A 22,816-nucleotide genomic window follows, 5' to 3' on the forward strand; every position below is an offset into this window, starting at 1 on the left:
GTTGCCTCCTCCTTAAAAAGGTCTTACTTAATTATTTAGTCATTTGTTTTTCTGCATCTGCAAGAGCTGCATCGACAGTTTGACGACCATCAACTACGTTGATGATTGCGTTCTTAGCCGCACCCCAGAATGCGTTCATTTGAGGGATATTTGGCATGATTTCGCCGTTCATCGCATTGTCCATTGTTGCTGCGATACGAGTATCTGAATCTAGCTCACGTTGGAACGAGTTAAGTGCTACCGCACCTAGAGGCTTATCGTTGTTAACCATACGTAGGCCATCGTTTGTTAGTAGGTAGTTCTCAATGAACTCAACTGCTAGATCTTTGTTTGGAGACGCAGTGCTGATACCAGCCGTTAGAACACCAACGAATGGCTTAGAAGATTGACCTTGGAACTTAGGTAGCGTAGTCACGCCGTAGTTAACGCCAGACTTCTCAATGTTGCCCCAAGACCATGGACCGTTGATCGTCATCGCTGTTTTGCCTTGGTTGAACGCAGACTCAGACACTGAGTAATCCATATCCGCAGAGATTACGCCTTTGTCAACTAAGCCTTTTACGAAGCTCATTGCGTCTTTAACGCCTTCTTTCGCGATACCTGCGTCTTTAACATCGTAACCTTCAGAAGTGTATTTAAACGCGTAGCCGCCATCAGCAGCCATTAGTGGCCAAGTGAAGTACGGTTCTTTTAGGTTCCACATGATTGCAGACTTGCCGTCTTTTTTAAGTTTTGCATCTAATGCTGCAACCTCTTCCCAAGACTTTGGTGGGTTTGGAACTAGGTCTTTGTTGTAGATTAGAGATAGAGACTCAACCGCAACTGGATAGCCGATCAATTTGCCGTCGTAACGTACTGCATCCCAAGCGAAATCAACGATACCTTCTTGAATATTCTTAGAAGGTTTAATTTCTGCTAGCAGGCCAGCTTCTGCGTAACCACCGAAACGGTCGTGAGCCCAGAATACGATATCAGGACCGTCGCCAGTCGCTGCAGTTTGAGGGAATTTGTCTTGAAGGCCATCTGGGTGAGCCACAGTCACTTTAATGCCTGTGTCTTCTTCAAATTTCTTACCAACTTCAGCAAGGCCGTTGTAGCCTTTATCACCGTTGATCCAGATAGTAAGTTGTCCTTCTTCGATGGCAGCATTAGCACCAAAAGAACCCAAAGCAACAAGAGTACCTAGTGCTACAGCGCTTAACTTTTTCATGTTCGTATCCTTTTTATATTTTTGATGTAGGGCTAGTCCATTGAGGTTCAGCCGTATTTCGACATATATCATCTGAAATAATCCAATATGTCTCATCCTCCTAATCCCTACGCCCTTACAATTATGACGTATTTTCGTGATCTAAATCGCCAAGGGTAAGAGACTCAAATCACAAAATGGACAGTTCCTGTGATCGGTTTCAACTTTAGGTGGTGCAATAATGTGATTTCCGACCAACTGCTTTCTTCCTCCTCCTTTTTTACTCCTCCCTTTCTACTCCCCCTACAATTATTTCTATTAGGAGGATGTCGCACTACGCACAATCTTAGAAACTGCAGTCATCCAAGAGTGGATGGTAAGAACCCTTTCCCAGCAGTGCCTACGTATTAGGAAAAAGATTTGCTGGTTTTGCATTGCCAGACGAGTGGAATGTCATTATTAGTGTTGTTTGTGGTAATTATTTCACGGGGGAGACAATACGAATAATGTGGGGGAGAGAAACTCGTACTTGGCTATGATGGGTAGCACTTCTATTCAGGACATTTTATTGAAGTGCTACCCTACTTTTCTTACCAACCGCAAGAACTTACCGATTCCTACTGTTACTGCTCGCTAGATAATTCATATAATGATGAGCGGTGAATAATAAAAAATTGATCGAGGACGAGCTACATGGCGAGTGTCACGTTAAAAAATGTTTGTAAAGCGTATGGCGACGTACTGATTTCTAAGAACGTAGACCTAACAATCAACGAAGGTGAATTTGTTGTTTTCGTAGGTCCATCAGGTTGTGGTAAATCTACCCTTTTACGTTGTATTGCCGGTCTTGAAGACATTACTTCAGGTGATTTGTATATTGGTGACCAGCGCATGAATGACGTCGAACCATCCAAACGTGGTGTTGGTATGGTATTCCAGTCTTACGCTCTTTACCCGCACCTTAACTTATATGACAACATGTCATTTGGCTTGAAACTAGCAAAAGCAGACAAAGCAGAAATCGACAAGCGTGTTGAACAAGCAGCAGAAATCCTACAACTAGGCCACTTGCTTGAGCGCCAACCAAAAGCACTTTCTGGTGGACAGCGTCAACGTGTGGCGATTGGCCGAACATTGGTATCGCAGCCAAATGTATTCCTTCTAGACGAGCCACTATCAAACTTGGATGCGGCACTGCGTGTAAACATGCGTGCACAAATTACTAAGCTACAACGCCAACTTGGTTGTACCATGATCTACGTAACGCACGATCAGGTAGAAGCGATGACAATGGCAGATAAAATCGTTGTACTAGACGGCGGTTATGTATCGCAAGTTGGTAAGCCGCTTGAGCTTTACCATTACCCACAAAACCGCTTTGTAGCTGGCTTTATCGGTTCTCCGAAAATGAACTTCATGAGCGTATTCATTGATGAAGTAGAAGCAGAGCGCGTCAAAGTTCAACTATCTAACGGCGTATCTTTCTGGATTCCGGTGGATGGTACAACCGTTAACCGCGGCGACCGAATGTCTTTAGGCATTCGCCCTGAGCACCTATTATCCGCTTCTGAAGCTGATGCAAGTATTCACGGTGAAGTGATGATTGTTGAGAAGCTAGGTAACGAAACTCAAGTATACCTAAACCTAGAAGGTGCGGACGCCGACGTTATTTTCCGTCAGCCTGACACGCTTGCAGTCGACACTGGCGATAAAATCGAGATCGGTATTCCAGCTCATCGTTGTCACCTGTTCCACAGTGATGGTCGCGCATGCCGCCGCCTATACAAAGAAAACGGCGTAGAAGTCGAATAATTCATTCGCCCTTACTCAAAAAAATCCCTCTCAAGTGAGAGGGATTTTTTTATCTTAATAAATATCAGCAATTCGATACTAAATCATTAATCGTGAACGAATCAAATCACCCGTTTCTTCTACCCTCACATAAACCATTGTCTTTGTACTGATACTTCATTTTTAATACTTTTCCTCATTCCTCATAAGTAAGTACCAGCTTTTTCCTAACCCGCCAAACTTAGCCAAAGGGCTAAATATCATTCTTATTTCCACTTACCTCAACAAAGCAAATTTTTACACTTATCAACGAAATTACACGTGACAAAAAACTCAGCAGCATTCCACAGAATGCTCTGTGCACTAACTACTAATAACGTTCACGACACGGCAATTGGGGAAGACACCCAAGGGCGGTAGCGTGTCAGAAGGGAAACTGAGTCATGAAACAAAAAGGACTTATCCGCTCTCATGAGATGGAGTTCGCTTTTTTATATCGCATCTCAGATCTTGCTGTCATCGTCTCTTTTATGCTGCTTTTAGTGTTCAAAGACATGAATACTGCGATGGGGAAAGATTACGTCATATTGGCTTTCGTTGGAGGCATCTCCTTTCTATTTATGGCAGAAAGCGGCAATCTGTATCGCTCTTGGCGAACCAGTTCGTTTAAAGAGCAGATGTTTATTGTCTGTGTTGCTTGGGCGGTGACTTCTGCACTTATCTTTATTGTGCTGTATTTTTCTGAAGTCCATACCTTATTTGATAACACAATTTTAGCGCTGTGGTTTGCGATTACGCCCGCTCTGCTCTTAGCATGGCGAGTAACATTCCGTACCGGATTAGCCTATTTGAGAAAAAAAGGATTCAACACTCGCACTGCGATCATCATCGGCCAAACTCCTCACGGCATTACCCTAGCTAACGAAATTCAAAACCACACAGAACACGGCGTGCTTTTTGATGGCTTTTACGACGAACGATCTTCCGACAGATTGCCAAATTCTGATTATCCTATTAAAGGAGCTGTTGACCACGCCCTTGAGCGAGCTAAAAAAGGGGAAGTAGATTACGTCTATATCGCGATGCCAATGCACGCAAAAGAGCGCATTGCGTCACTTCTTAACCAATTCTCAGATACCACCGCAAATACGTATCTGATTCCCGACTTCTTCACTTATAACCTTTTACATTCTCGTTGGGCGCAGATCGGCCAAGTTCAAACACTAAGTGTCTTTGATACACCTTTTGCTGGAATTTCTTCTTGGGTAAAACGGTTTGAAGACATCTTGTTTTCGAGCATTATTTTGGTCTTAATCGCCCCTATTCTATTCGTCATTGCGATTGGCATTAAGGCAACTTCTAAAGGCCCTGTCATCTTTAAACAACATCGTTACGGTCTTGATGGACGCAAGATTGAAGTCTGGAAGTTCCGTTCAATGACAACCATGGATCAAGGTTCCAACGTGAAACAGGCGACAAAGAACGATCCTCGTATTACGCCTTTTGGCGGATTTCTACGTCGCACCTCTTTGGACGAACTACCTCAATTTATCAATGTACTGCAAGGGACCATGTCTATTGTCGGCCCACGCCCTCATGCCGTGGCACACAATGAAGAATACCGTCAGATCGTGGATCGCTACATGCTACGTCACAAAGTAAAACCAGGCATTACTGGCTGGGCACAGATTAATGGTTATCGCGGCGAAACCGACACCTTAGAAAAAATGGAAAAGAGAGTCGAGTTTGATTTGGATTACATCCACCATTGGTCGGTTTGGATGGACATCAAAATCATCTTTATGACCGTTTTCAAAGGCTTCACTGGTGCTAACGCTTACTAAGGTTGAGATTATGAAGAAACTGACAATGGCAATAGCATTGAGTCTGTTTTCTACTGACTTGCTCGCAGAACCGATGGCTTACCAAACCGAGTCTGGTATAGAGTTGATTCCCCTCGTAAAAACTTTCTACGAGGGAGATGACAACATCAATAAAGCGGAAAAATCCGGCAATGTAGAATCGGTCAATATTTGGGGTATAGAACCAAGCTTACTAGCACGTATAGAACGGAATCGCTATCGCGCAGATATTTTATATAAGTTAAAAGCGGGCTTTTCATCTGACGATCGCAACGACTTCGACGACCACACTTTTCAGTTTTCCAACTTTTTCGAATTTAATCATCGTCATCGTTTAGTGGTTGATTACCGTTTTCGCGCCCAGCATGAAGTTCGAGGAGAAGATATTACCGAAGGTAATGGTAGCGCAATCGACTCACCAATAGAGTTCAACCGTAACGATGTAAAAACCAATTATGTCTTTGGATCTAACGGTGCCAAAGGCAGACTAGAATTCGGTTTAGGCTATAGTGATAAAACCTATCAAAACTATCGTGACGGCTTGCCTGGGCGCCCAAACGCTAAAACTAAATACAACGATTTTCGAGCTCCCAATGCACATTTGGAGTTCTATTTAAGAGCGACGCCAAGAACCTATTGGTTAGTCGGAACAAACCAAATCGTAACCGATTATCAACACCGAAATTCTGCGCAGCCATCGAAAGATAACAACACCAGTTTCTATTACACCGGTGCCGAATGGGAAGTTACAGGAAAAACCAAAGGCATCGCTCGACTCGGTTATCAAATCAAAGATTTTGACAGCGCTCAACGAGAGACATTTAAAGGCTTTAGTTGGGATATCGGCTTTGAATGGTTGCCTCAAGAACAAACTCTAGTCAGCGTGAAAACCACTCAAGCGGCGGTTAACCCCGATCAAGATGGCGATTACAACCTACAAACTCGTTACCGACTGAACCTGAAGCACGATTGGAATAGTTACCTTGCAACTCGCTTAGGTGCTGTTTATCAACAAGATGATTACACGGGAATCTCCAGAAACGACGATCGGTACACTCTATCTTTTGGTATCGATTATCAGATCAAACGTTGGATACAGCTGCAAGCCGATTGGCAATACCAAGATAAAAACTCTAGCCGATCGGATTATAGCTTCGAGCAAAATATTTGGACTTTAAGCGCACAGTTTTCTCTGTAAAAAGGATTATTAATGAAGGCATTCATCAAATTCATGAGTGTAGCGTTGTTGCTATTTAGCACTTTGGTCAACGCTGACTCAAACGAGGAAGATTACTTACTCGATACTGGCGATACCATTTCCGTGCAGGTCTATGGTGAAGAAGATCTTACGATTAAAAATATTCTAATAACGTCAGATGGCTACTTTGATTACCCCTACCTTGGCCGAATTAAAGCAATCAAAAAAACACCAAAACAACTCAAGTACGAAATAGAAACGGGCTTAAAAGGCGATTATCTCATCAATCCAAAAGTGATGGTCACCATCAATAACTTTCGTCTGTTTTACGTTAATGGCGAAGTCAGGAAACCTGGTGGATTTGAGTACCGTCCAGGGTTAACCATAGAGAAGGCCATCGCTCTAGCAGGTGGCTTGACCGACAGAGCCTCACGCAAAGGCATTAACCTCACCAAGCATAAAACAGGTCAAACGATGGAAGGGGTCAGTATGCACCGCAACGTTGAACCTGGTGACATTGTATTTATTGACCAGAGCTTCTTTTAAGTGACAGGGAATCAAATGAACGGGACTCATCCAAATAATCTCCAGATGAACAAAGTAGAACTGATTCGTTTTGGCCATCACTTCAAAGCGATTAAAAAGAATTGGCTAAGCATCGCAGCATTCACGCTTCTGTTCTCATTAACTTGTACTTGGTATATCTACTCCAAAGCATCGATATACCAAGCTACAGCTACGCTACTCATCCAAGAGGAGCAAAAAAGCGCCCTTTCAATCGAGGAAGTATATGGCGTCGACACGACAAAAAAAGAGTACTTTCAAACGCAAATCGCCATTTTAAAATCGAATCATATTGCAGATAAGGTCATTAGAGAGCTGAACCTCACCCCATTACCTGAATTCACAAGCTCAGGGGGGTTAAATAAAAAAATCGACCAAATAAAGTCGATTCCTTTTGTTCAAGACCTACTGAATGTGGCACCAAGCCCAAAAGAAACCGCCCAGTTTTCAGAGTCCTATTATCAGGCACTTCAAGCTTTCAGAAGTAAACTCGATATTGAGCCAGTACGTAACACCCAATTAGTCAGAATTCGCTTTCGTTCTACCGATCCTAAGCTTGCGACGACAATCGCCAACGCGGTCGGCCAAGCCTACATTGACGCAAATTTTGAAGCCAAATTGGTCGTTACACAAAATGCGGCTACTTGGTTGACAAATAACTCTCAAAAATTGGAGGAGCGATTACGTAACTCGGAGCAAGCGCTGCAAGAATTCTTGTTAAAAGAAGGGTTGATCGATATAAACGGTATTGATGAAATTTACGCAAATGAGCTAGAAGAACTCACTCGCAAGCTGAATATCGCTGTTAATAAGCGTATTGAAGCGCAGACGTTAATCCAACTGTTACAACGTAAATCTTCGCAAAGTTTAGACAGCTTGTTGTCAATTGATGAATTCGCTAATCAAGCGCAAATCCGCGATCTAAAATTGTCGGAAGCACAGGCAGCCAAAAATCTCTCTGAACTGGCACAGCGCTACGGACCTAAGCATGATCGAATGATTCAGGCGAAAGCGCAGCTTGCTGAAATTCAATCTAGAACCCAGCAACTCATCCGTGACATTTCCTTCAGTAAGCAACAAGACCTTCTTGCTGCAAAAGCGCAAGAGGACATGCTTCGCGCAGAACTCGATAACAAAAAGTCAGACTTCCAATCGTTAGGGTCACAAAAAGCGCGTTACGAACAGTTAAAACGCGAGGTTGAATCCAATAAGGCACTCTATGAAGCGTTCTTAAATCGTGAGAAAGAGACCAACGCCACCAGCGACTACAAGAATGTCACTGCTCGCTTTACTGATAAAGCCATCATTCCTCTATTCCCGGTGGCACCACAACGAATCAAACTGGTACTAATTGCCACCTTTTTTGGCTTTGCCATTGCTTGCGCTCTAGTCATCATCTTAGAAACGATGCGAGAAGTTATCCGAAGCACAGCCGATGTGCAGGAAAAACTTGGTGTTACGTGTTTAGGTGTGATTCCTATGGTCAAAAAACGCAATTTGCGTAAAAACGGCGTCAGTTATACCGCGTATTTAGATGATGAAGAAAAGCTATTTAGTGAAGCTTGCCGCTCCGTCAGAACCTCGCTTCTGCTCAGATTAACCAACACGAAGCAAAAGATATTGCCCTTTACCTCTGCTATTCCAGAAGAAGGAAAAACATCGACCAGTATCAATATGGCGGTGTCGTTTTCAAAAATGGAAAAGGTGTTGATCATCGACTGCGATTTACGTCGACCTTCCATCGCAAAGCGATTCGGTATTGCTGAATCAAGCCCTGGCTTAACGCATATCCTGACGATGGATACGCCAATCAAAGATTGTGTTACACATATAAAAGAAGCCAACTTAGATGTATTACCGGCGGGCCTAATTCCGCCAAACCCACAGGAATTATTAGCTTCTGATCGCTTTAAAAAGTTGCTCGAACATTTTCAAAATAAGTATGACCGGATCATTATCGATACACCTCCACTACTGTCAGTGAGTGACGCACTTATTCTTGGTCAATATGCCAATGGTCTGATTACCGTCATTCGCTCAGAATCAACAAAATCATCACTGGTTAACCTTGCGTTATCTAAACAAATACAACACTCAGTTCCATCTCTTGGCGTCTTAATCACACAAGCCAAGGCCAAGGAAGGAGAGACGCTCTATGTCCAGAAATACGCCTACTAACGTAAACCTATCTTGGTACCAAACGTTGAAAAGCCAAGAACAGCCGGTATTGATCTATCAAATGGGCAAAGTAGGTTCGAGTGCATTAGAGCATTCCATTCCTAACTCGATTCACTTGCACGACCTTATGACCGTCGATGCGCAAAAACAAATATCCCCCGTTAGAGCGCAATTGCATAAGCCTCAGATCAATGCGTTAAAGCGACGACTAAAGCGTATAACGATGAGCCATATGTTAAAGCGCAAGAAAAAAGTTCGAATTATCTCGCTGGTGCGAGAACCGATCGGACGAAATGTCTCAATGTTCTTTCAAGCACTTCCTTTTTGGATGGCGGACAAATATCTAAAGGATGACAGCGCAATACGTACCGAACGACCGCAATTACTCCAAGAAGCATTTGATAAGCACATGAATCATCAATATGCGCTGCAGTGGTTTGACAACGAGATCAAACAACTAACAGGGATTGATGTGTTTAACGAGTCTTTTAATCACGAAGTAGGCTATCAAACATACCATAACAATAACTTCTCACTGTTGGTCATTCGAAGTGACAAGCTAACGAAGGCTAACTCCGCAGTTGAAGACTTTTTAGGTTACCCCGTGGATGTTGTTTATGAAAATCAATCAGACAACAAATGGTACTCGCCACTAATGAAAGAATTCAAAACGCAATTTCAACCTACACCCGAGTACGTTGAAGAAATGCTGAATTCTAAATTGACGAAGCACTTTTTCTCAAATACAGAAATCACCGACCTTAAACAGCAATATCTGACCAATTAATCATGAAAACCAAGATTCTACATATTATCAATGATCTTTCTCAGAACGGCGGTGCTCAGAAGTTCTTAGTCGACCTTGTTTTAGAACATAAGCCTGAATACGAAATCAAAATTTTGGTCTTGTGTGATGAAAATGATTACTTACCAATGCTATCCGCCCAAGGCATAGAGTGTTTTAACTGGCGCACATTGCCATTGAGTGAGAAATTCTCTTTGCTGCGTTGGCCGGATGTCGTTCACGGGCACCTCTACCCTTCCATTTACCTAGCGCTATTGGCGGTAGGTAAAAAACGAATCCAGACTGAGCACTGTTCTTATAACCGTCGACGTGACTATCCGCTGTTTAAGTTCATGGAATACGTCTTATATTGGGGCCACGACTTGACAGTCAGTATTAGTGAAAAAGTACAAGATGAACTGGTGAAGTTCATGCCTCGCTATCAACATAAATATCACGTGGTGCACAATGGCGTTGATTTAAAAAGGTTTTCTATGACGCCAAGATTCGCCAGCCACCTAATCGACAAACCAGTTATCAAGATTGGAATGGTGGGCCGACTTCACCAACATAAAGACCATGAAACGCTTATCCAAGCACTTATCCATTTACCAAGACGATACGAACTCCACCTTGCGGGAGATGGAGAAAAAAAATCGTCACTGCAAGCATTGGCAACAAAAATCAACGTCGCGCAACGTGTTCACTTTCATGGCGTAGTTTCTGACGTTCCAGCCTTTTTGAACGACATGGATATTTACGTGCAATCGTCGCACGTCGAAGGCTTTGGTTTGGCGGCGGTTGAGGCAATGGCAGCAGGCTTACCCGTACTATCGTCGGACGTACCTGGTTTGGATGACGTCACCGGACGTGCCGAATATTTATTTCAAGTTGGTAACGCCACTGAACTGAGCCAAAAAGTGCTCCAGCTATGTGAAAGTGTTGAGCGGTACGACGCTGCAAGTCAATACTCAGTCAATAGGGCCTCTCTCTACACCATCGATAAATTTCGTGAAGGTTACTATGGAATCTACCAGCAGCTTTGCGCCAACAAATAGTTCCGCGCCATCGAGCCATCGCGCCTCATTGCTTGCAGCATGCCTATTAGCATTGTTCTTTATTCCAATGAAGTTTCGTGCTGGAGGAATAGCGCTAGCCCCATCTGACATCGCAAGCCTTTTGTCTATTGGTTTTACTGCATTAGTGGTATTGGAAGGAAAAGCTGAAAAACTCATGCATCCCTGTATGGGGTTCCTCGTATTGTTCACTGGGTATGTGTTCATAAATGGTCTGCTAAATCGCGTCCCTTTAATGCCGCTAGTTATAGAAACTGTGCAATGGTTAGCGATTTTGTGCCTACTGAGCCTAATGTACGCCTATGGCGTGTTTGATGACGAACGGGTAATGGTATATTTCACGTATCTGTTGTTTTTCATCTGTACGCTCGTTGCCTTATGGCACTTTGCTCAGGGCTATCAAAGCGGGTTTAAGTTACTCGGGGTAAGTAAATACGGGTTCGGTGTACTGTGCTCACTACTGTACCTTTATCGAGATAAAATTCGCGCTTTCCACCTTTTGATGCTCGTAGCTTTAGTATTACTGGTGTTGTCACAAGAAAGAAAAGCGCTACTTGGTTTTTGTCTGCTTTTCTTCTTTGACCAACTGCTCGTAAAAAACTTAATGAGAAAATCGCTCAGCGAAACGTACACGTGGACAATTTTATTAGCCTTGAGCTTCATTGTGTTTACTGCCGTCACAACCACACTCTACGTTGGGTTTGAAACGCTAGCAGACACATTGGAAATAACCCAAGAAGACGTCTTATTTGCCAACCAAAGTGAAGCGCGCTGGGTATCGAATCTTCATAGAAAACTTTTACTTGCCAATGGGCTAGATATTTTACTTCAACACCCAGTGTTAGGTGTCGGCGCGAAAATGTTACCCAACTTTATGATCAGTTACTTTAACTATGATGAGCTGGCGATCTACACCCACAACTTTGTGTTAGATACCGCAATTGAATACGGATTGCTTGGTATCGGTCTGCTGTTTGGTGGTTATTTTCTTTTTATTCGCTTTTGCTTCCGCAGCCTTAATGAAAACAGAAAAAGCCTATTACTTGCGATATACGCCCTCATCATGGTGTTTTTCGTTGCGGTAAACACCACCATAATTTTAATACTCTTGTTACCCGTCATGATCAGCATGAGCAACGACTCAAGGGCCATTGCTCATACTTTTCCGGTAAACCATCACCACGAATATGAATAATCAAGGATAGGATAGGATAGATGAAGTATTCAATCTCTCGACAATTTGAAAAGAACCGAGAACTCCAAGCTGATAATTTTGTTTTAGTTTACCAAATGGGCAAAGTTGGCTCCTCATCAATTGAGCACACGCTAGGGGAGAAAAATATCCCGAGCTATCACATCCACACCTTTGATGATCACGAAGAATTTCACATGTATCACAATAAAAAAGACGTGAGTAAATTCTTCGACTTCCGAAACCGCGCACTCTATCGCTTAGTGCTCAAGCAGCGAAAACGTATCTTACAAAAACGCGAGCAGATTAAAATCGTTACTCTGGTCCGCGATCCAATCGCAACTGTCTTTTCTCGCTTCTTTCAAGATCTCCATTTGCAATTTATTGAAGGCAAAAAGAACGATGCAATTCACCGAGATATGGAAGTCACGTATCAGCACCTCGAGCATTGTTTTGATAACTATATCAATCTCAACTATTTTGCGGACTGGTTCGACAACGAGTTAAAGCGTAATTTCAATATCGATGTGATGCGCCAAGAGCTGGACAACACTCAACCTTTCTTCACATTCCAGAACGATCAGGCCAACGTCATGCTAATCAAATGCGAACAGCTCAGTACTCTTGATAAAGAAATCGGTGAGTTTCTTGAGTTGCAAGACTTCATGCTGAAAAACAGCAACGAAGCAAAAAACAAGTGGTACTCCAATATCCACCAACACTTTAAGAATCACTACGACTTCTCAAAACTGTTCTATATGTATGATCTTCCCTTGTATCGCCACGTTTATTCAGAGCAAGAGCGTGATGCTTTTAGACACAAATGGATGCAAACACCAGGGACAAAATCATCATGAAGAAAGTGCTCCATGTTACAGAAGCATTTGGAGGTGGCGTTCAAACTGCTCTCTATAGTTATGTTCACTCATCCAGAGACGAGCCTTATCAACATTTCTTGCTAGCCAGAGCCCGAGAAAACGACTTGACCAATGAGAACAACCACCACATTTTCGTACAGACAAAGTGGGTAGAAGGCGGCTTGCTTCAATTTATTCGCGATGCAAACCACATGATTGCATCACTTGCTCCCGACGTCGTGCATTTGCACTCGAGTAAAGCGGGATTTCTCGGCCGATTTCTAAAGCTTGGCAAGGCACGCTTGGTTTACACACCGCACTGTTATGCCTTCGAACGTGAAGATATCTCAGAGCTTGCACGCCAGATCTATAAAGCACTAGAGAAAGTAAAACTGAGCAAAATTGATGTGGTTGCAGGCTGTAGCCAACGAGAGTGTGACCTAGCCATTAGCATTGGTGCGAAACGTGCCGAACTGCTCAACAACTACGTGTCTTATCAAAGTGAAGATCGTATAGAGCGAAACAAGCAAGAAGCGCTGAAGCTCGTTGTACTTGGTCGTGTCGCGCCCCAAAAAGATCCTCAGTTTCTTATCAGCACATTGCAGTTCCTTAATCGGTATGCGCTTAACCGCCCGATAGAGATCACATGGATAGGTGGCGGTGACCACGTACTCGAACAGAAATTACGCACTGAAAATGTGGATGTAACGGGCATGCTGCCTCGCGATGAGGTAGTTGAAAAGCTCAAGGGTTCAGACCTTTATCTACATACTGCAGCATGGGAAGGGATGCCGTTAACCATTCTAGAAGCATCCAAGTTACATCTTCCTATGGTTATTCGGACCATCGGCGCAACCAAAGATCTCAACTACCCGTTTTTAGCGCTCACACCTGAAGAAATGGCCAAGCAGATCGCGCATTGTGTCAATCATTATGAAGAGATTGATTTTCGCCAATATACAGCAGAATTAAACGATGCCTTCAGTGAAGAAAAACAGCGCCTCGCACTCAATAAACTTTACGGTTAAATGCCCCTATGTTTCACACTGTTCAACAAAAATTACTGTTGATGCCCAGCGGTAAAAAAAGCTTGTTATCTACTGGATTAAAAACCGCAATCACGCGTGTGTTGAGTGCGCTATTTGCTTTTTTACTGACTCTGATTGTATCGAAGACCAGTGACGCTTCGACGGCCGGTCAATTTTTCTTTTTATTCAACCTAGTCTCGCTACTAGCTATCGTTTCTCAGCTAGGTTTTGATGTCTCGTTAGTTCGTTACAATGCGATCGCTTTTAATAACAAAGAGAAGCTTGAACAAAGCCAAAACTATAAAACCGCACTTTATCGAAGTATGGCATTTTGCTTGCTCGCCATAGGCGTTTTGTTAGCAGGGTTTAATCTGTTTCCAGAACAGCTAAACCAGACTCAATCACCAATGTATGCGATTACTTTATGCTTGCTTTGCATACCTTTCTTGGTGCTTGCGCAAACCAACAGTCGGGTGCTTCAAGCATGTAGAAAAGTAGTATCATCTCTGTTTGCGTTGCAGCTTGGGGTAAGCATGTTGATGGTCATTTTTGTCTTTGCCCTAGACTATATCGGTCAACAAAATATCAACAATCTAATGACCGCACTGCTTTTAGCGAGCATAGGTGTCGCGGTCATATCTAGTGCCAATTGGCTTGGCTCAGATCAATATCAAACATCGGCTTTCGTACCAAACAAAAAAATGGTCTCTTCTGCCAAGCAAGTCTGGGTTGGCAGTATCTTCACGAATGTTCTTCAATGGGGAAGCCTTGTTATTACGGGCTTTTTTATCTCAACAGCGGAACTCGGTTTGTTAGCCGCAGCCCAACGTACATCACTACTGATTGGCTTCGTGCTGATTACCATTAACTTTGTGGTCGCCCCGATGTTTGCCTCTCTCTACAAAGAGCGTCAAATGCGTAAACTGCAGAACCTGAGCCGCTTGGCGTGCCGAGCCAATGTTGGTTTAGCGATTGTACCCGTAATTATTTGCACCCTCTTCCCCGAGTTTGTAATGCAGTTTTTTGGTGAGGAGTTTCTCGCCGCGGCGCCACTATTAGTCGTCCTTTCTCTGGGGCAGTTAGTCAATGTTGCGACTGGTTCAGTAGGTTTTTTATTATTAATGAGTGGTCATGAGAGAACCATGAAATACATTACAATTTCCTCCGGTACGGTGTCCATCTGCCTACTTGTTACGCTTTGCCAAATGTTTGGGGTGATTGGTGCAGCGTGGGCAATGGCAATTGGCATGGCTATCCAGAATTTAGCTGCACTGTACTTTGTAAAACGTTACTTAGGCTTCTTTCCAATAGGTTAATTATGGCTTTAATACTGGCACGCACGAGTTTTGTTTTAGTCCTGATGTTAACCGCTTCACTTTCTTTGTGGAAAAGCTCTGACCTACACCATACCGCTTACCTGCAAATGGAAACCTACTTAGGCGGATCGAGTACGCTTCACTTTACTTTCAGTTTATTGATCGGCTTTTTATCGGTCTTCACGTTCCCTTCTCTGGTGAGCTCGAATAAAACCGACTTTTTTGGGATTCGTCTTTTGCTACTGCTGCTAGCTATCGTTTCAATGGAAGAAATAAGCCAACTTTTTATTCCAAATCGATCATTTAGTTTTGATGATCTCAGCACCAACTGGATAGGCGTTATCTCAGGTTACTTTAGTGCCAAGTTAATTCGCTTCATCCGCGCTCGATCGTTCTAGTAATACAGGAATCTCTGAGGGATTTGGGTATATAATTACGCCAAACAACCAGACTAACGAGTACATCATGCCATCTCATCCAACCAAGATTACTTTTTTTGAATTCTTAACTCCGTTGATCACGTCAGGCAAAAAGACGATAACGATTCGAGATGAATCAGAAAGCCATTACGTTCCCAATACAGAAGTCGAAGTTTTTACCTTAGAAACGGATCGTAAAGTCTGCGATATCAAGATACGTTCTGTAGAACCACTTCACTTTGAAGACATTAATGAGTTTCATGCAGAACAAGAAGCCATCGAACTACCAAAACTCAAGCAGTTAATTCGAGAAATCTACCCAAATACCGACACGCTATTTGTTATTGAGTATGAGCTGGTTAAATAACCCACAACAAAGGCTAGACGACTGGTCTAATTCATTCTATAGTACACTTCATGAACGCAAAGACGAATGACACACGCCAACATATTCTCGACGTCGGATACGAGTTGATCGTAAACCGAGGGTTCACGAGTGTTGGTCTTTCAGAGCTATTAAAAAAGGCCGCAGTGCCAAAAGGCTCGTTTTATCATTACTTCAAGTCCAAAGAACAATTTGGTGAAGCGATGATTCAAGACTACTTTACTAAGTATTTTGAGCGTTTAAACGCACGCTTTACCAATACTGAACTGAGTGGCTACCAACGCCTAATGAGCTATTTCGAAGAAATGGTCAAAGTAGAAGACGACGTGTGTAATGCGAACAAATGTTTATTGGTTAAGTTAAGTGCAGAAGTCTCCGATCTCTCAGAGTCAATGCGCTTGGCATTACGCCAAGGAGCAGACAAAACCATTCAAGCGATAGCGGATTGCATTGACATCGGAATTCAAGATGGCTCAATCCCCAATGGTGACAGTGCGTTATTAGCAAGGCAGATATACTACCTTTGGAATGGCGCTAGCTTGCTGAACAAACTTTATCAAGATCAGGCAGCATTGACGCAAAGTCTGACCTATACTCAACACTTACTGCAGAATACGCGCACTTGCCCATAACGGGCGGCGTGGAAGCAGAATGAACACCCTACACACGTTTCACTGTCAGAAAAAGCGTCAGTGTTAACACAGTAAACCTTCCCGCTTTACATAAGCGGGATATTTTGAAACAAATACTAGACGACCGGTCTAATCAACAAGTGAGATAGATATGACTAACGCAACAAATCGCAGAATCGTACTCGCGTCACGTCCCCATGGTGCACCGACACAAGAAAACTTTCGTTTAGAAGAGGTAACGAAACCGACTCCGAAAGAGGGTGAAATGCTATTGAGAACGGTTTATTTATCTCTAGATCCATACATGCGTGGTCGCATGAGTGATGCCGAATCATACGCTGACCCTGTTGCAATTGATGACGTAATGGTCGGTGGTACAGTTTGTCAGGTAGAAACATCAAACCACCCAGATTACGAAGTAGGTGAATGGGTTCTTGCCTACACTGTTGGCTGGCAAGACTACGCTATCTCAACTGGTGAGATGGTCATTAAACTTGGTAAAGAACCGCAAAATCCTTCTTACGCGCTAGGCGTTGCAGGAATGCCTGGCTTTACCGCGTACATGGGTTTACTCGACATTGGTCAGCCAAAACCAGGGGAAACCATCGTGGTAGCAGCTGCTACGGGGCCTGTAGGCGCAACAGTTGGTCAAATTGGTAAAATCAAAGGTTGCCGAGTTGTTGGTATAGCAGGCGGAGAAGAAAAATGCCGTTACGCTAAAGAGGTGCTTGGCTTCGATGAGTGTATTGATCACAAAGCTGAAGACTTTGCAGAACAACTGAGAAATGCCTGTGACAAAGGTATCGATGTTTACTTCGAAAACGTAGGTGGCAAAGTATTCGAGGCTGTAATGCCACTTCTGAATACAAACGCGCGTATCCCACTTTGTGGTTTGATTTCTCAGTACAACGCGACAGAGCTGCCTGAAGGTACCGACCACCTTCCATTACTAATGGGTAAGCTCCTGACCAAACGAATCAAGGTGCAAGGCTTCATCATTTTTGATGATTACGGACATCGTTACGGTGAATTTGCGCAAGATATTAATCAATGGTTGGCAGAAGGAAAGATCCAATACCGCGAACATCTAGTACAAGGACTGGATAATGCGCCAGAAGCATTCATCGGTCTGTTGGAAGGTAAGAATTTCGGCAAACTTGTAGTACAGATTAACGACCCATTATAAAAAGGGATATGTAAATGATTAAACTTCACCACCTCAATCAGTCTCGTTCAAAGCGCATCATTTGGTTACTTGAAGAGCTAGATGTAAATTACGAAATTGTACCCTATGTCCGTGATTCCGTGACCTTCATGGCACCGCCAGAACTAAAAAGTGTTCACCCGTTAGGAAAGTCACCTGTTCTTGAAGATAACGGCGAGATTATCATTGAGTCAGGTGCAATGACCGAATATTTGATTGAGAAATACAGTGACGGAGCCTTTGCTCCTGAGCGCGGTACAAAAGCACACACAGAATATTTGCAATGGATGCACTTTGCAGAAAGCTCTGCAATTTTACCTATGCTGCTAAAAATCTTCGTAAGCAAAGAGCCAAATGAAACTCAGTTTTTATCAGGCTATGCCGACAAGGAAGCAATGAATGTACTAGGCTACTTCGAGCAATCCTTAGAAGGCAAAACTTACCTAGTAGAAGAGCGTCTGACTGGCGCTGACATCATGATGTCTTTCATTGTCGAATTGGTTCAAAAGTTTGGTTTAGTTAATCACTTCCCTAATATTGAACGTTATGGGAAACAGCTCGCGACACACCCAGCATTTGCAAAAGCTGAACAACTTGAAGTGAAGTACTCTTAATTACTTCCCCCCTTTCGCCCCTTTGATGACACGTAAAACTTCATTGAAGGGGCGATATTACTAGCATCGCAGACACGCTAACTGGATAGCGCTCCCCCCCAGTCAATCGCTTTCGAGAACGCCGATTGTTATGTCAATCAAGCTAATGTAGTAAATTTCTGATTCTAATATAGTTTCGACCATAGTCACCATCTATTGAATTGATAAGCAATATCAGTTTTCTCCTCCAGCTTTTCCGTAATAACCTCCTCTACAGTTTCTAAGGTATTGAACCCTGGAGGGGGAAGAAAAATGACAAACAAGAAATTGACTACAGCAGCAGGTTGCCCTGTCGCACATAACCAAAACGTTATGACTGCAGGTCCTCGTGGCCCTCAACTATTACAAGACGTTTGGTTCCTTGAAAAATTGGCACACTTTGACCGCGAAGTGATCCCTGAGCGTCGTATGCACGCAAAAGGTTCTGGTGCTTACGGTACGTTCACAGTAACGCACGACATCACAAAATACACTCGCGCTAAAATCTTCTCTGACATCGGCAAAAAAACAGAACTATTTGCTCGCTTCACTACCGTAGCTGGTGAGCGCGGTGCAGCAGACGCAGAACGCGACATCCGTGGTTTCGCACTTAAATTCTACACTGAAGAAGGTAACTGGGACTTGGTTGGTAACAACACACCAGTATTCTTCCTACGTGACCCACTAAAATTCCCAGACCTAAACCACGCAGTAAAACGCGACCCTCGCACTAACATGCGTAGCTCTACCAACAACTGGGATTTCTGGACATCACTACCAGAAGCATTCCACCAAGTGACTATCGTAATGAGTGACCGTGGTATCCCAGCGTCTTACCGTCATATGCATGGTTTTGGTAGCCACACATTCAGCTTCATCAACGCAGAAAACGAGCGTTACTGGGTGAAATTCCACTTCAAAACTCAGCAAGGCATCAAAAACCTAACTGACCAAGAAGCAGAAGCGATCGTAGGTAAAGACCGCGAAAGCCATCACCGTGACCTTTACGAAGCGATTGAGCGTCAAGACTTCCCTAAATGGAAGATGTACGTACAGATCATGCCTGAGTTAGAAGCGGATGAAGTCAACTTCAACCCATTCGACCTAACACGTGTATGGTCTCAAAAAGACTACCCACTGATCCCAGTTGGTGAGTTCGAACTGAACCGTAACCCAGAAAACTTCTACGCAGAAGTTGAGCAATCAGCGTTTAACCCAGCAGCAGTTGTACCTGGTATCGGCTTCTCTCCAGATAAAATGCTACAAGGTCGTCTGTTCGCTTACGGCGATGCTCAGCGTTACCGTCTAGGTGTGAACCATCATCAAATCCCAGTGAACGCACCTCGTTGCCCTGTTCACAGCTACCACCGAGATGGCGCAATGCGCGTTGATGGCAACTTTGGTTCAACACTGGGTTACGAGCCAAACTACAAACAAGAATGGGCAGAGCAACCAGATTACTCTGAGCCACCTCTACGCATCAATGGCAACGCTGATCACTACGATCATCGTGTAGACGAAGACTACTTCAGCCAAGCGGGTGACCTATTCCGTCTGATGAGCGAAGAGCAACGTCAAACTCTGTTCGATAACACAGCTCGCGCAATGGACGGTGTGCCAGAGTTCATCCAACAGCGCCACGTTCAACACGCATACCAAGCGGACGAAGCGTACGGCAAAGGTCTTGAAATTGCACTAGGCTTAAACAAGTAAGCGAACGCTGCAATCATTACACTGTGTGATTTAAAGACGAAAAAAAGGAGGTGCTCTACAGCACCTCCTGATTTCAAATCACTAATCCTTAATCACAAGTCACAAACCATGCTCAAGGTGATTCATTATGATTAACTTAGATTTCTTTAAGCTCTTTGATACCAAAGAACTGTTTATCTATTACTGATTCATCAACTACTGATTTTTAGCTACCGCTTTGATCAGTACTGATGTATCCATGCGACCTAAACCATCACGTTGAAGGTCTGCGTATTGCTCATCCACTTTCTTAGTCAGTGGAAGTTCTAGACCCACTCGCTCAGCTTCTTGCAGACAGAAACCTAAGTCTTTGCGCATCCAATCAATAGCGAAGCCAAAATCGAACTTGTCTTCAGCCATCGTATTTGCGCGGTTTTCCATCTGCCAAGAACCTGCAGCGCCATGCTTAAGTGTTTCTACAACTTGAGCAATGTCCAAGCCTGATTTTTGTGCTAGCAACAAAGCTTCACTCAGACCTTGTAAAACGCCTCCAATACAGATTTGGTTTACCATCTTACAGCGTTGACCCTGACCGTTTTCACCCAGTAGCGTCATCTGCTTCGCGTACACATCCATCGCCGGAGACACACGGTCAAAAATGCTTTGTTCACCACCACACATGATGGTTAGAACACCATTTTCTGCGCCCGCTTGACCACCAGAAACTGGCGCATCAATAAAGTGATTACCGTACTTAACACACGCTTCAGCCAGCTCAACCGCTAGGTCTGCAGAAGTGGTCGTGTGATCGACTAGCACTGCGTCCGCTTTCAAGCCGACCAGAATGCCCTCTTCACCGTAAACAACGCTACGAACGTCATCATCATTACCCACACAGGTAAAAACGATGTCACAGCCTTCCGCCGCTTCACGTGGTGTTTCACAAGCTACGCCTTGGTATTCTTCAGCCCATTTGTCGGCTTTCGCTTTTGTGCGGTTGTATACTTTGGTTTCAAAGCCCGCTTTACTTAGGTAACCAGCCATTGGGTATCCCATCACACCCAGACCAATAAATGCTACTCGTTGTTTTTCCATTGCACGCTTCCCTTAGTTCACCTGACTGAAATGTTTCGTAACATGCTACTAAAGAATTGAAATCATTACTCGTGATTTCTCTTTCCTCGGTCTCGATGATCCTGCATTGCAGTCCGTTTATTGCGCCTTCTACACCCCTTTACTTGACGATTAGCGTAACAGTCAAAGCACTTACATAGGTTCACTACTGCTTAGCATGGAACATCGCTTGCCCACTCTTGTCCTTGTTCGACCAGAAATTGATGTTGAACTGAGCATCATCGCTCATCTCAATGCGGTGCCAGTACTGCGGTGGACTTGTAGCAAACTGGCCTGCATTAATCACCACCACTACTTCTGCTTCTGTGGCATTTTCATCAGCAAAGCCGTAGTAAGTCACTTGCCCTTCCATGACGCAAAGCTGTCCAAACACTCCCTCAGCGGTATTGTGATGAGTCAGTAGCGCTGGTGGCACATTGTCTTTAGTGAAGAAAGGCGTTGAACGTTGAACAGTCCAGTCTTTAGGAATTCTTAGATGCGACATAATGATACCCTCTCTAATTACAATTCTTTTCGTTAAAATCGGTTAAGCCTGAGCGGCTTGAGACAACTCTCGAAGCAATGGAAATGCTTGCGTAACTTGTTCTCCCGTCACGACGAAGCCCATGAGTCGGCTATTTTCATCTTCTGCTTTCGCGGCAATGCCAGTTTGAGAAATCTGCACGCTCCAGTTCGTCACCGAACTAAAATCGCCTGCCAATTGAATTGGGTAGCTCGGCGTTTTGACCTTTACCATCATAGGCGGTAGTTTCAACTCTGCTTCTTGCCCCAGTAGTTGTTTGCCCAAAGCATTGGCACTTAGCACGATCGGTTGGAGGTACGGCATCATTCGACCTTGGATCTCAGCACAATCGCCTAATGCGAACACATTGGCTGCTGATGTCTGTAATCGAGCGTCCACCTCGATGCCTTTATTGACACTCAACCCACAAGCCTTCGCTAACCAAGTGTTAGCACGTAAACCCGCAGCTGAAATCACTACATCGGCTTCGATTGCTTTACCTTTGCTCAAGCTTGCCACCAGCGAATCATCCGAGTGATTGATCGCGACAACTCCAGTCTCTAAGGCAAGTTGAATACCTTGCTGCTTAAGTTGATTCTCCAGCGGCAATGCAACAAATTCAGGAATCAAGTTAGCGAGCAAACGGGGATTTGGCTCAACCACCGTAACGGCTTTACCACTGGTTGCGAGATCCATGGCGATCTCGACGCCGATCAAACCACCACCCATTACTAGAATTCGTTCCGCGCGGCTAATTTGCTCTTCCGCTAATTGATATTCTTGTAGCGAGTTCAGCGTTATCACCTCAGGTGCTGCATCGCCAGATATTGGCGGCACAAAGGCTTTCGCGCCTGTCGCAAACACCAGTTTGGAGTAAGAATAGGTTTGGCCGTTGGCTACCACTTGCTGGGCTTGCACGTCGACATGCTCAATCATGGTATGGGCGAACAGTTCGATGTTGTGTTCCTGTGCGAACGCCTCACCACTTTTAACCACTAAGTCTTGGGCGGTTTGCTTGTTGCTGAATACATGACTCAAATCAGGCTTGTTGTATTCCGCGCCGTCATCAGCAGTAAACACTTGCAGCGGAATATGTGCGTCCATTCGACGCACTGTTTTCACCAATTGGTAAGCCGCAAAGCCGCTACCAATAATCACAATAGGTGCTTGCATATTCCCTC

Annotated in this window: 21 protein-coding genes; 17 read left to right on the forward strand and 4 right to left on the reverse strand. The window is 44.0% G+C overall.

The features are described 5' to 3' along the window. Positions 1-31: 31 nt before the first annotated feature. Complete coding sequence (gene malE, locus R7Z78_RS01800; RefSeq protein WP_005375272.1) at positions 32-1,210, reverse strand: maltose/maltodextrin ABC transporter substrate-binding protein MalE; 1,179 nt, start codon at positions 1,208-1,210, stop codon at positions 32-34. Between the two features lie 672 nt (positions 1,211-1,882). Between malE and malK the strand changes: the two genes are divergently transcribed. The 17 genes from malK to R7Z78_RS01885 all read left to right on the forward strand — a co-directional run bounded on the left by malK (position 1,883) and on the right by R7Z78_RS01885 (position 20,020). Next, positions 1,883-3,001, forward strand: coding sequence for a maltose/maltodextrin ABC transporter ATP-binding protein MalK (malK, locus tag R7Z78_RS01805; protein ID WP_005375271.1), 1,119 nt, complete (start codon positions 1,883-1,885; stop codon positions 2,999-3,001). A gap of 422 nt (positions 3,002-3,423) precedes the next feature. After that, a complete protein-coding gene (locus R7Z78_RS01810) occupies positions 3,424-4,824 on the forward strand; it encodes an undecaprenyl-phosphate glucose phosphotransferase (RefSeq protein ID WP_033906767.1) in 1,401 nt (466 codons plus the stop codon). A gap of 10 nt (positions 4,825-4,834) precedes the next feature. Beyond that, positions 4,835-6,040 carry an outer membrane beta-barrel protein gene (locus tag R7Z78_RS01815; protein WP_104976458.1) on the forward strand — a complete coding sequence of 402 codons (1,206 nt, stop codon included), beginning with the start codon at positions 4,835-4,837 and terminating at the stop codon, positions 6,038-6,040. 12 nt (positions 6,041-6,052) lie between these two features. Beyond that, entirely contained in the window at positions 6,053-6,586 is a 534-nt protein-coding gene (locus R7Z78_RS01820) for a polysaccharide biosynthesis/export family protein (RefSeq protein WP_005375265.1), read from the forward strand. 15 nt (positions 6,587-6,601) lie between these two features. Further along, positions 6,602-8,782, forward strand: a complete 2,181-nt coding sequence (locus tag R7Z78_RS01825; RefSeq protein WP_169644575.1) for a GumC family protein — start codon at positions 6,602-6,604, stop codon at positions 8,780-8,782. Continuing rightward, entirely contained in the window at positions 8,760-9,569 is an 810-nt protein-coding gene (locus tag R7Z78_RS01830) for a putative capsular polysaccharide synthesis family protein (protein ID WP_064369664.1), read from the forward strand. The genes R7Z78_RS01825 and R7Z78_RS01830 overlap by 23 nt, the downstream gene beginning before the upstream one ends. A gap of 2 nt (positions 9,570-9,571) precedes the next feature. Next, positions 9,572-10,624: a glycosyltransferase gene (locus R7Z78_RS01835; RefSeq protein WP_005375260.1), complete on the forward strand. Its 1,053-nt coding sequence runs from the start codon at positions 9,572-9,574 to the stop codon at positions 10,622-10,624. After that, positions 10,590-11,837, forward strand: coding sequence for an O-antigen ligase family protein (locus tag R7Z78_RS01840; RefSeq protein ID WP_005375259.1), 1,248 nt, complete (start codon positions 10,590-10,592; stop codon positions 11,835-11,837). Before R7Z78_RS01835 ends, R7Z78_RS01840 begins: the two co-directional genes overlap by 35 nt. Before the next feature lie 20 nt (positions 11,838-11,857). Next, the gene (locus R7Z78_RS01845) at positions 11,858-12,691 is read left to right on the forward strand and encodes a putative capsular polysaccharide synthesis family protein (protein WP_104976456.1); all 834 of its coding nucleotides are present in this window, start codon (positions 11,858-11,860) and stop codon (positions 12,689-12,691) included. Beyond that, positions 12,688-13,719 carry a glycosyltransferase family 4 protein gene (locus R7Z78_RS01850; protein ID WP_053303830.1) on the forward strand — a complete coding sequence of 344 codons (1,032 nt, stop codon included), beginning with the start codon at positions 12,688-12,690 and terminating at the stop codon, positions 13,717-13,719. The genes R7Z78_RS01845 and R7Z78_RS01850 overlap by 4 nt, the downstream gene beginning before the upstream one ends. Positions 13,720-13,727: 8 nt before the next feature. Next, positions 13,728-15,035, forward strand: coding sequence for an oligosaccharide flippase family protein (locus R7Z78_RS01855; RefSeq protein ID WP_021707644.1), 1,308 nt, complete (start codon positions 13,728-13,730; stop codon positions 15,033-15,035). Between the two features lie 2 nt (positions 15,036-15,037). Further along, positions 15,038-15,433 carry a VanZ family protein gene (locus tag R7Z78_RS01860; RefSeq protein WP_104976455.1) on the forward strand — a complete coding sequence of 132 codons (396 nt, stop codon included), beginning with the start codon at positions 15,038-15,040 and terminating at the stop codon, positions 15,431-15,433. Positions 15,434-15,500: 67 nt separating this feature from the next. Beyond that, positions 15,501-15,821: a N(4)-acetylcytidine aminohydrolase gene (gene yqfB / locus R7Z78_RS01865; RefSeq protein ID WP_104976454.1), complete on the forward strand. Its 321-nt coding sequence runs from the start codon at positions 15,501-15,503 to the stop codon at positions 15,819-15,821. Between the two features lie 50 nt (positions 15,822-15,871). Beyond that, a complete protein-coding gene (locus R7Z78_RS01870; protein WP_005385858.1) occupies positions 15,872-16,471 on the forward strand; it encodes a TetR/AcrR family transcriptional regulator in 600 nt (199 codons plus the stop codon). 151 nt (positions 16,472-16,622) lie between these two features. Then, positions 16,623-17,657 carry an NADP-dependent oxidoreductase gene (locus R7Z78_RS01875; RefSeq protein ID WP_104976453.1) on the forward strand — a complete coding sequence of 345 codons (1,035 nt, stop codon included), beginning with the start codon at positions 16,623-16,625 and terminating at the stop codon, positions 17,655-17,657. A gap of 14 nt (positions 17,658-17,671) precedes the next feature. Beyond that, positions 17,672-18,289: a glutathione S-transferase family protein gene (locus R7Z78_RS01880; protein ID WP_005375238.1), complete on the forward strand. Its 618-nt coding sequence runs from the start codon at positions 17,672-17,674 to the stop codon at positions 18,287-18,289. A 291-nt stretch (positions 18,290-18,580) separates the two neighbouring features. Beyond that, complete coding sequence (locus R7Z78_RS01885; RefSeq protein ID WP_017821260.1) at positions 18,581-20,020, forward strand: catalase; 1,440 nt, start codon at positions 18,581-18,583, stop codon at positions 20,018-20,020. A 195-nt stretch (positions 20,021-20,215) separates the two neighbouring features. Here R7Z78_RS01885 and R7Z78_RS01890 read toward each other — a convergent pair whose 3' ends face one another. The 3 genes from R7Z78_RS01890 to norW all read right to left on the reverse strand — a co-directional run bounded on the left by R7Z78_RS01890 (position 20,216) and on the right by norW (position 22,808). Further along, entirely contained in the window at positions 20,216-21,094 is an 879-nt protein-coding gene (locus R7Z78_RS01890; protein WP_017821261.1) for an NAD(P)-dependent oxidoreductase, read from the reverse strand. A gap of 184 nt (positions 21,095-21,278) precedes the next feature. Then, positions 21,279-21,617, reverse strand: a complete 339-nt coding sequence (locus R7Z78_RS01895; RefSeq protein ID WP_005375231.1) for a DUF1971 domain-containing protein — start codon at positions 21,615-21,617, stop codon at positions 21,279-21,281. A gap of 42 nt (positions 21,618-21,659) precedes the next feature. Beyond that, entirely contained in the window at positions 21,660-22,808 is a 1,149-nt protein-coding gene (gene norW, locus R7Z78_RS01900) for an NADH:flavorubredoxin reductase NorW (protein ID WP_104976452.1), read from the reverse strand. Positions 22,809-22,816 lie beyond the last annotated feature (8 nt).

It is taken from the genome of Vibrio sp. 1167, from assembly GCF_033340375.1.
Classification (GTDB): domain Bacteria; phylum Pseudomonadota; class Gammaproteobacteria; order Enterobacterales; family Vibrionaceae; genus Vibrio; species Vibrio alginolyticus.

Coding starts and splice junctions, on each gene's coding strand:
- malE (WP_005375272.1), bottom strand. CDS start 1,210: ATGAAAAAGTTAAGCGCTGTAGCACTAGGTACTCTTGTTGCTTTGGGT.
- malK (WP_005375271.1), top strand. CDS start 1,883: ATGGCGAGTGTCACGTTAAAAAATGTTTGTAAAGCGTATGGCGACGTA.
- R7Z78_RS01810 (WP_033906767.1), top strand. CDS start 3,424: ATGAAACAAAAAGGACTTATCCGCTCTCATGAGATGGAGTTCGCTTTT.
- R7Z78_RS01815 (WP_104976458.1), top strand. CDS start 4,835: ATGAAGAAACTGACAATGGCAATAGCATTGAGTCTGTTTTCTACTGAC.
- R7Z78_RS01820 (WP_005375265.1), top strand. CDS start 6,053: ATGAAGGCATTCATCAAATTCATGAGTGTAGCGTTGTTGCTATTTAGC.
- R7Z78_RS01825 (WP_169644575.1), top strand. CDS start 6,602: ATGAACGGGACTCATCCAAATAATCTCCAGATGAACAAAGTAGAACTG.
- R7Z78_RS01830 (WP_064369664.1), top strand. CDS start 8,760: ATGTCCAGAAATACGCCTACTAACGTAAACCTATCTTGGTACCAAACG.
- R7Z78_RS01835 (WP_005375260.1), top strand. CDS start 9,572: ATGAAAACCAAGATTCTACATATTATCAATGATCTTTCTCAGAACGGC.
- R7Z78_RS01840 (WP_005375259.1), top strand. CDS start 10,590: ATGGAATCTACCAGCAGCTTTGCGCCAACAAATAGTTCCGCGCCATCG.
- R7Z78_RS01845 (WP_104976456.1), top strand. CDS start 11,858: ATGAAGTATTCAATCTCTCGACAATTTGAAAAGAACCGAGAACTCCAA.
- R7Z78_RS01850 (WP_053303830.1), top strand. CDS start 12,688: ATGAAGAAAGTGCTCCATGTTACAGAAGCATTTGGAGGTGGCGTTCAA.
- R7Z78_RS01855 (WP_021707644.1), top strand. CDS start 13,728: ATGTTTCACACTGTTCAACAAAAATTACTGTTGATGCCCAGCGGTAAA.
- R7Z78_RS01860 (WP_104976455.1), top strand. CDS start 15,038: ATGGCTTTAATACTGGCACGCACGAGTTTTGTTTTAGTCCTGATGTTA.
- yqfB (WP_104976454.1), top strand. CDS start 15,501: ATGCCATCTCATCCAACCAAGATTACTTTTTTTGAATTCTTAACTCCG.
- R7Z78_RS01870 (WP_005385858.1), top strand. CDS start 15,872: ATGAACGCAAAGACGAATGACACACGCCAACATATTCTCGACGTCGGA.
- R7Z78_RS01875 (WP_104976453.1), top strand. CDS start 16,623: ATGACTAACGCAACAAATCGCAGAATCGTACTCGCGTCACGTCCCCAT.
- R7Z78_RS01880 (WP_005375238.1), top strand. CDS start 17,672: ATGATTAAACTTCACCACCTCAATCAGTCTCGTTCAAAGCGCATCATT.
- R7Z78_RS01885 (WP_017821260.1), top strand. CDS start 18,581: ATGACAAACAAGAAATTGACTACAGCAGCAGGTTGCCCTGTCGCACAT.
- R7Z78_RS01890 (WP_017821261.1), bottom strand. CDS start 21,094: ATGGAAAAACAACGAGTAGCATTTATTGGTCTGGGTGTGATGGGATAC.
- R7Z78_RS01895 (WP_005375231.1), bottom strand. CDS start 21,617: ATGTCGCATCTAAGAATTCCTAAAGACTGGACTGTTCAACGTTCAACG.
- norW (WP_104976452.1), bottom strand. CDS start 22,808: ATGCAAGCACCTATTGTGATTATTGGTAGCGGCTTTGCGGCTTACCAA.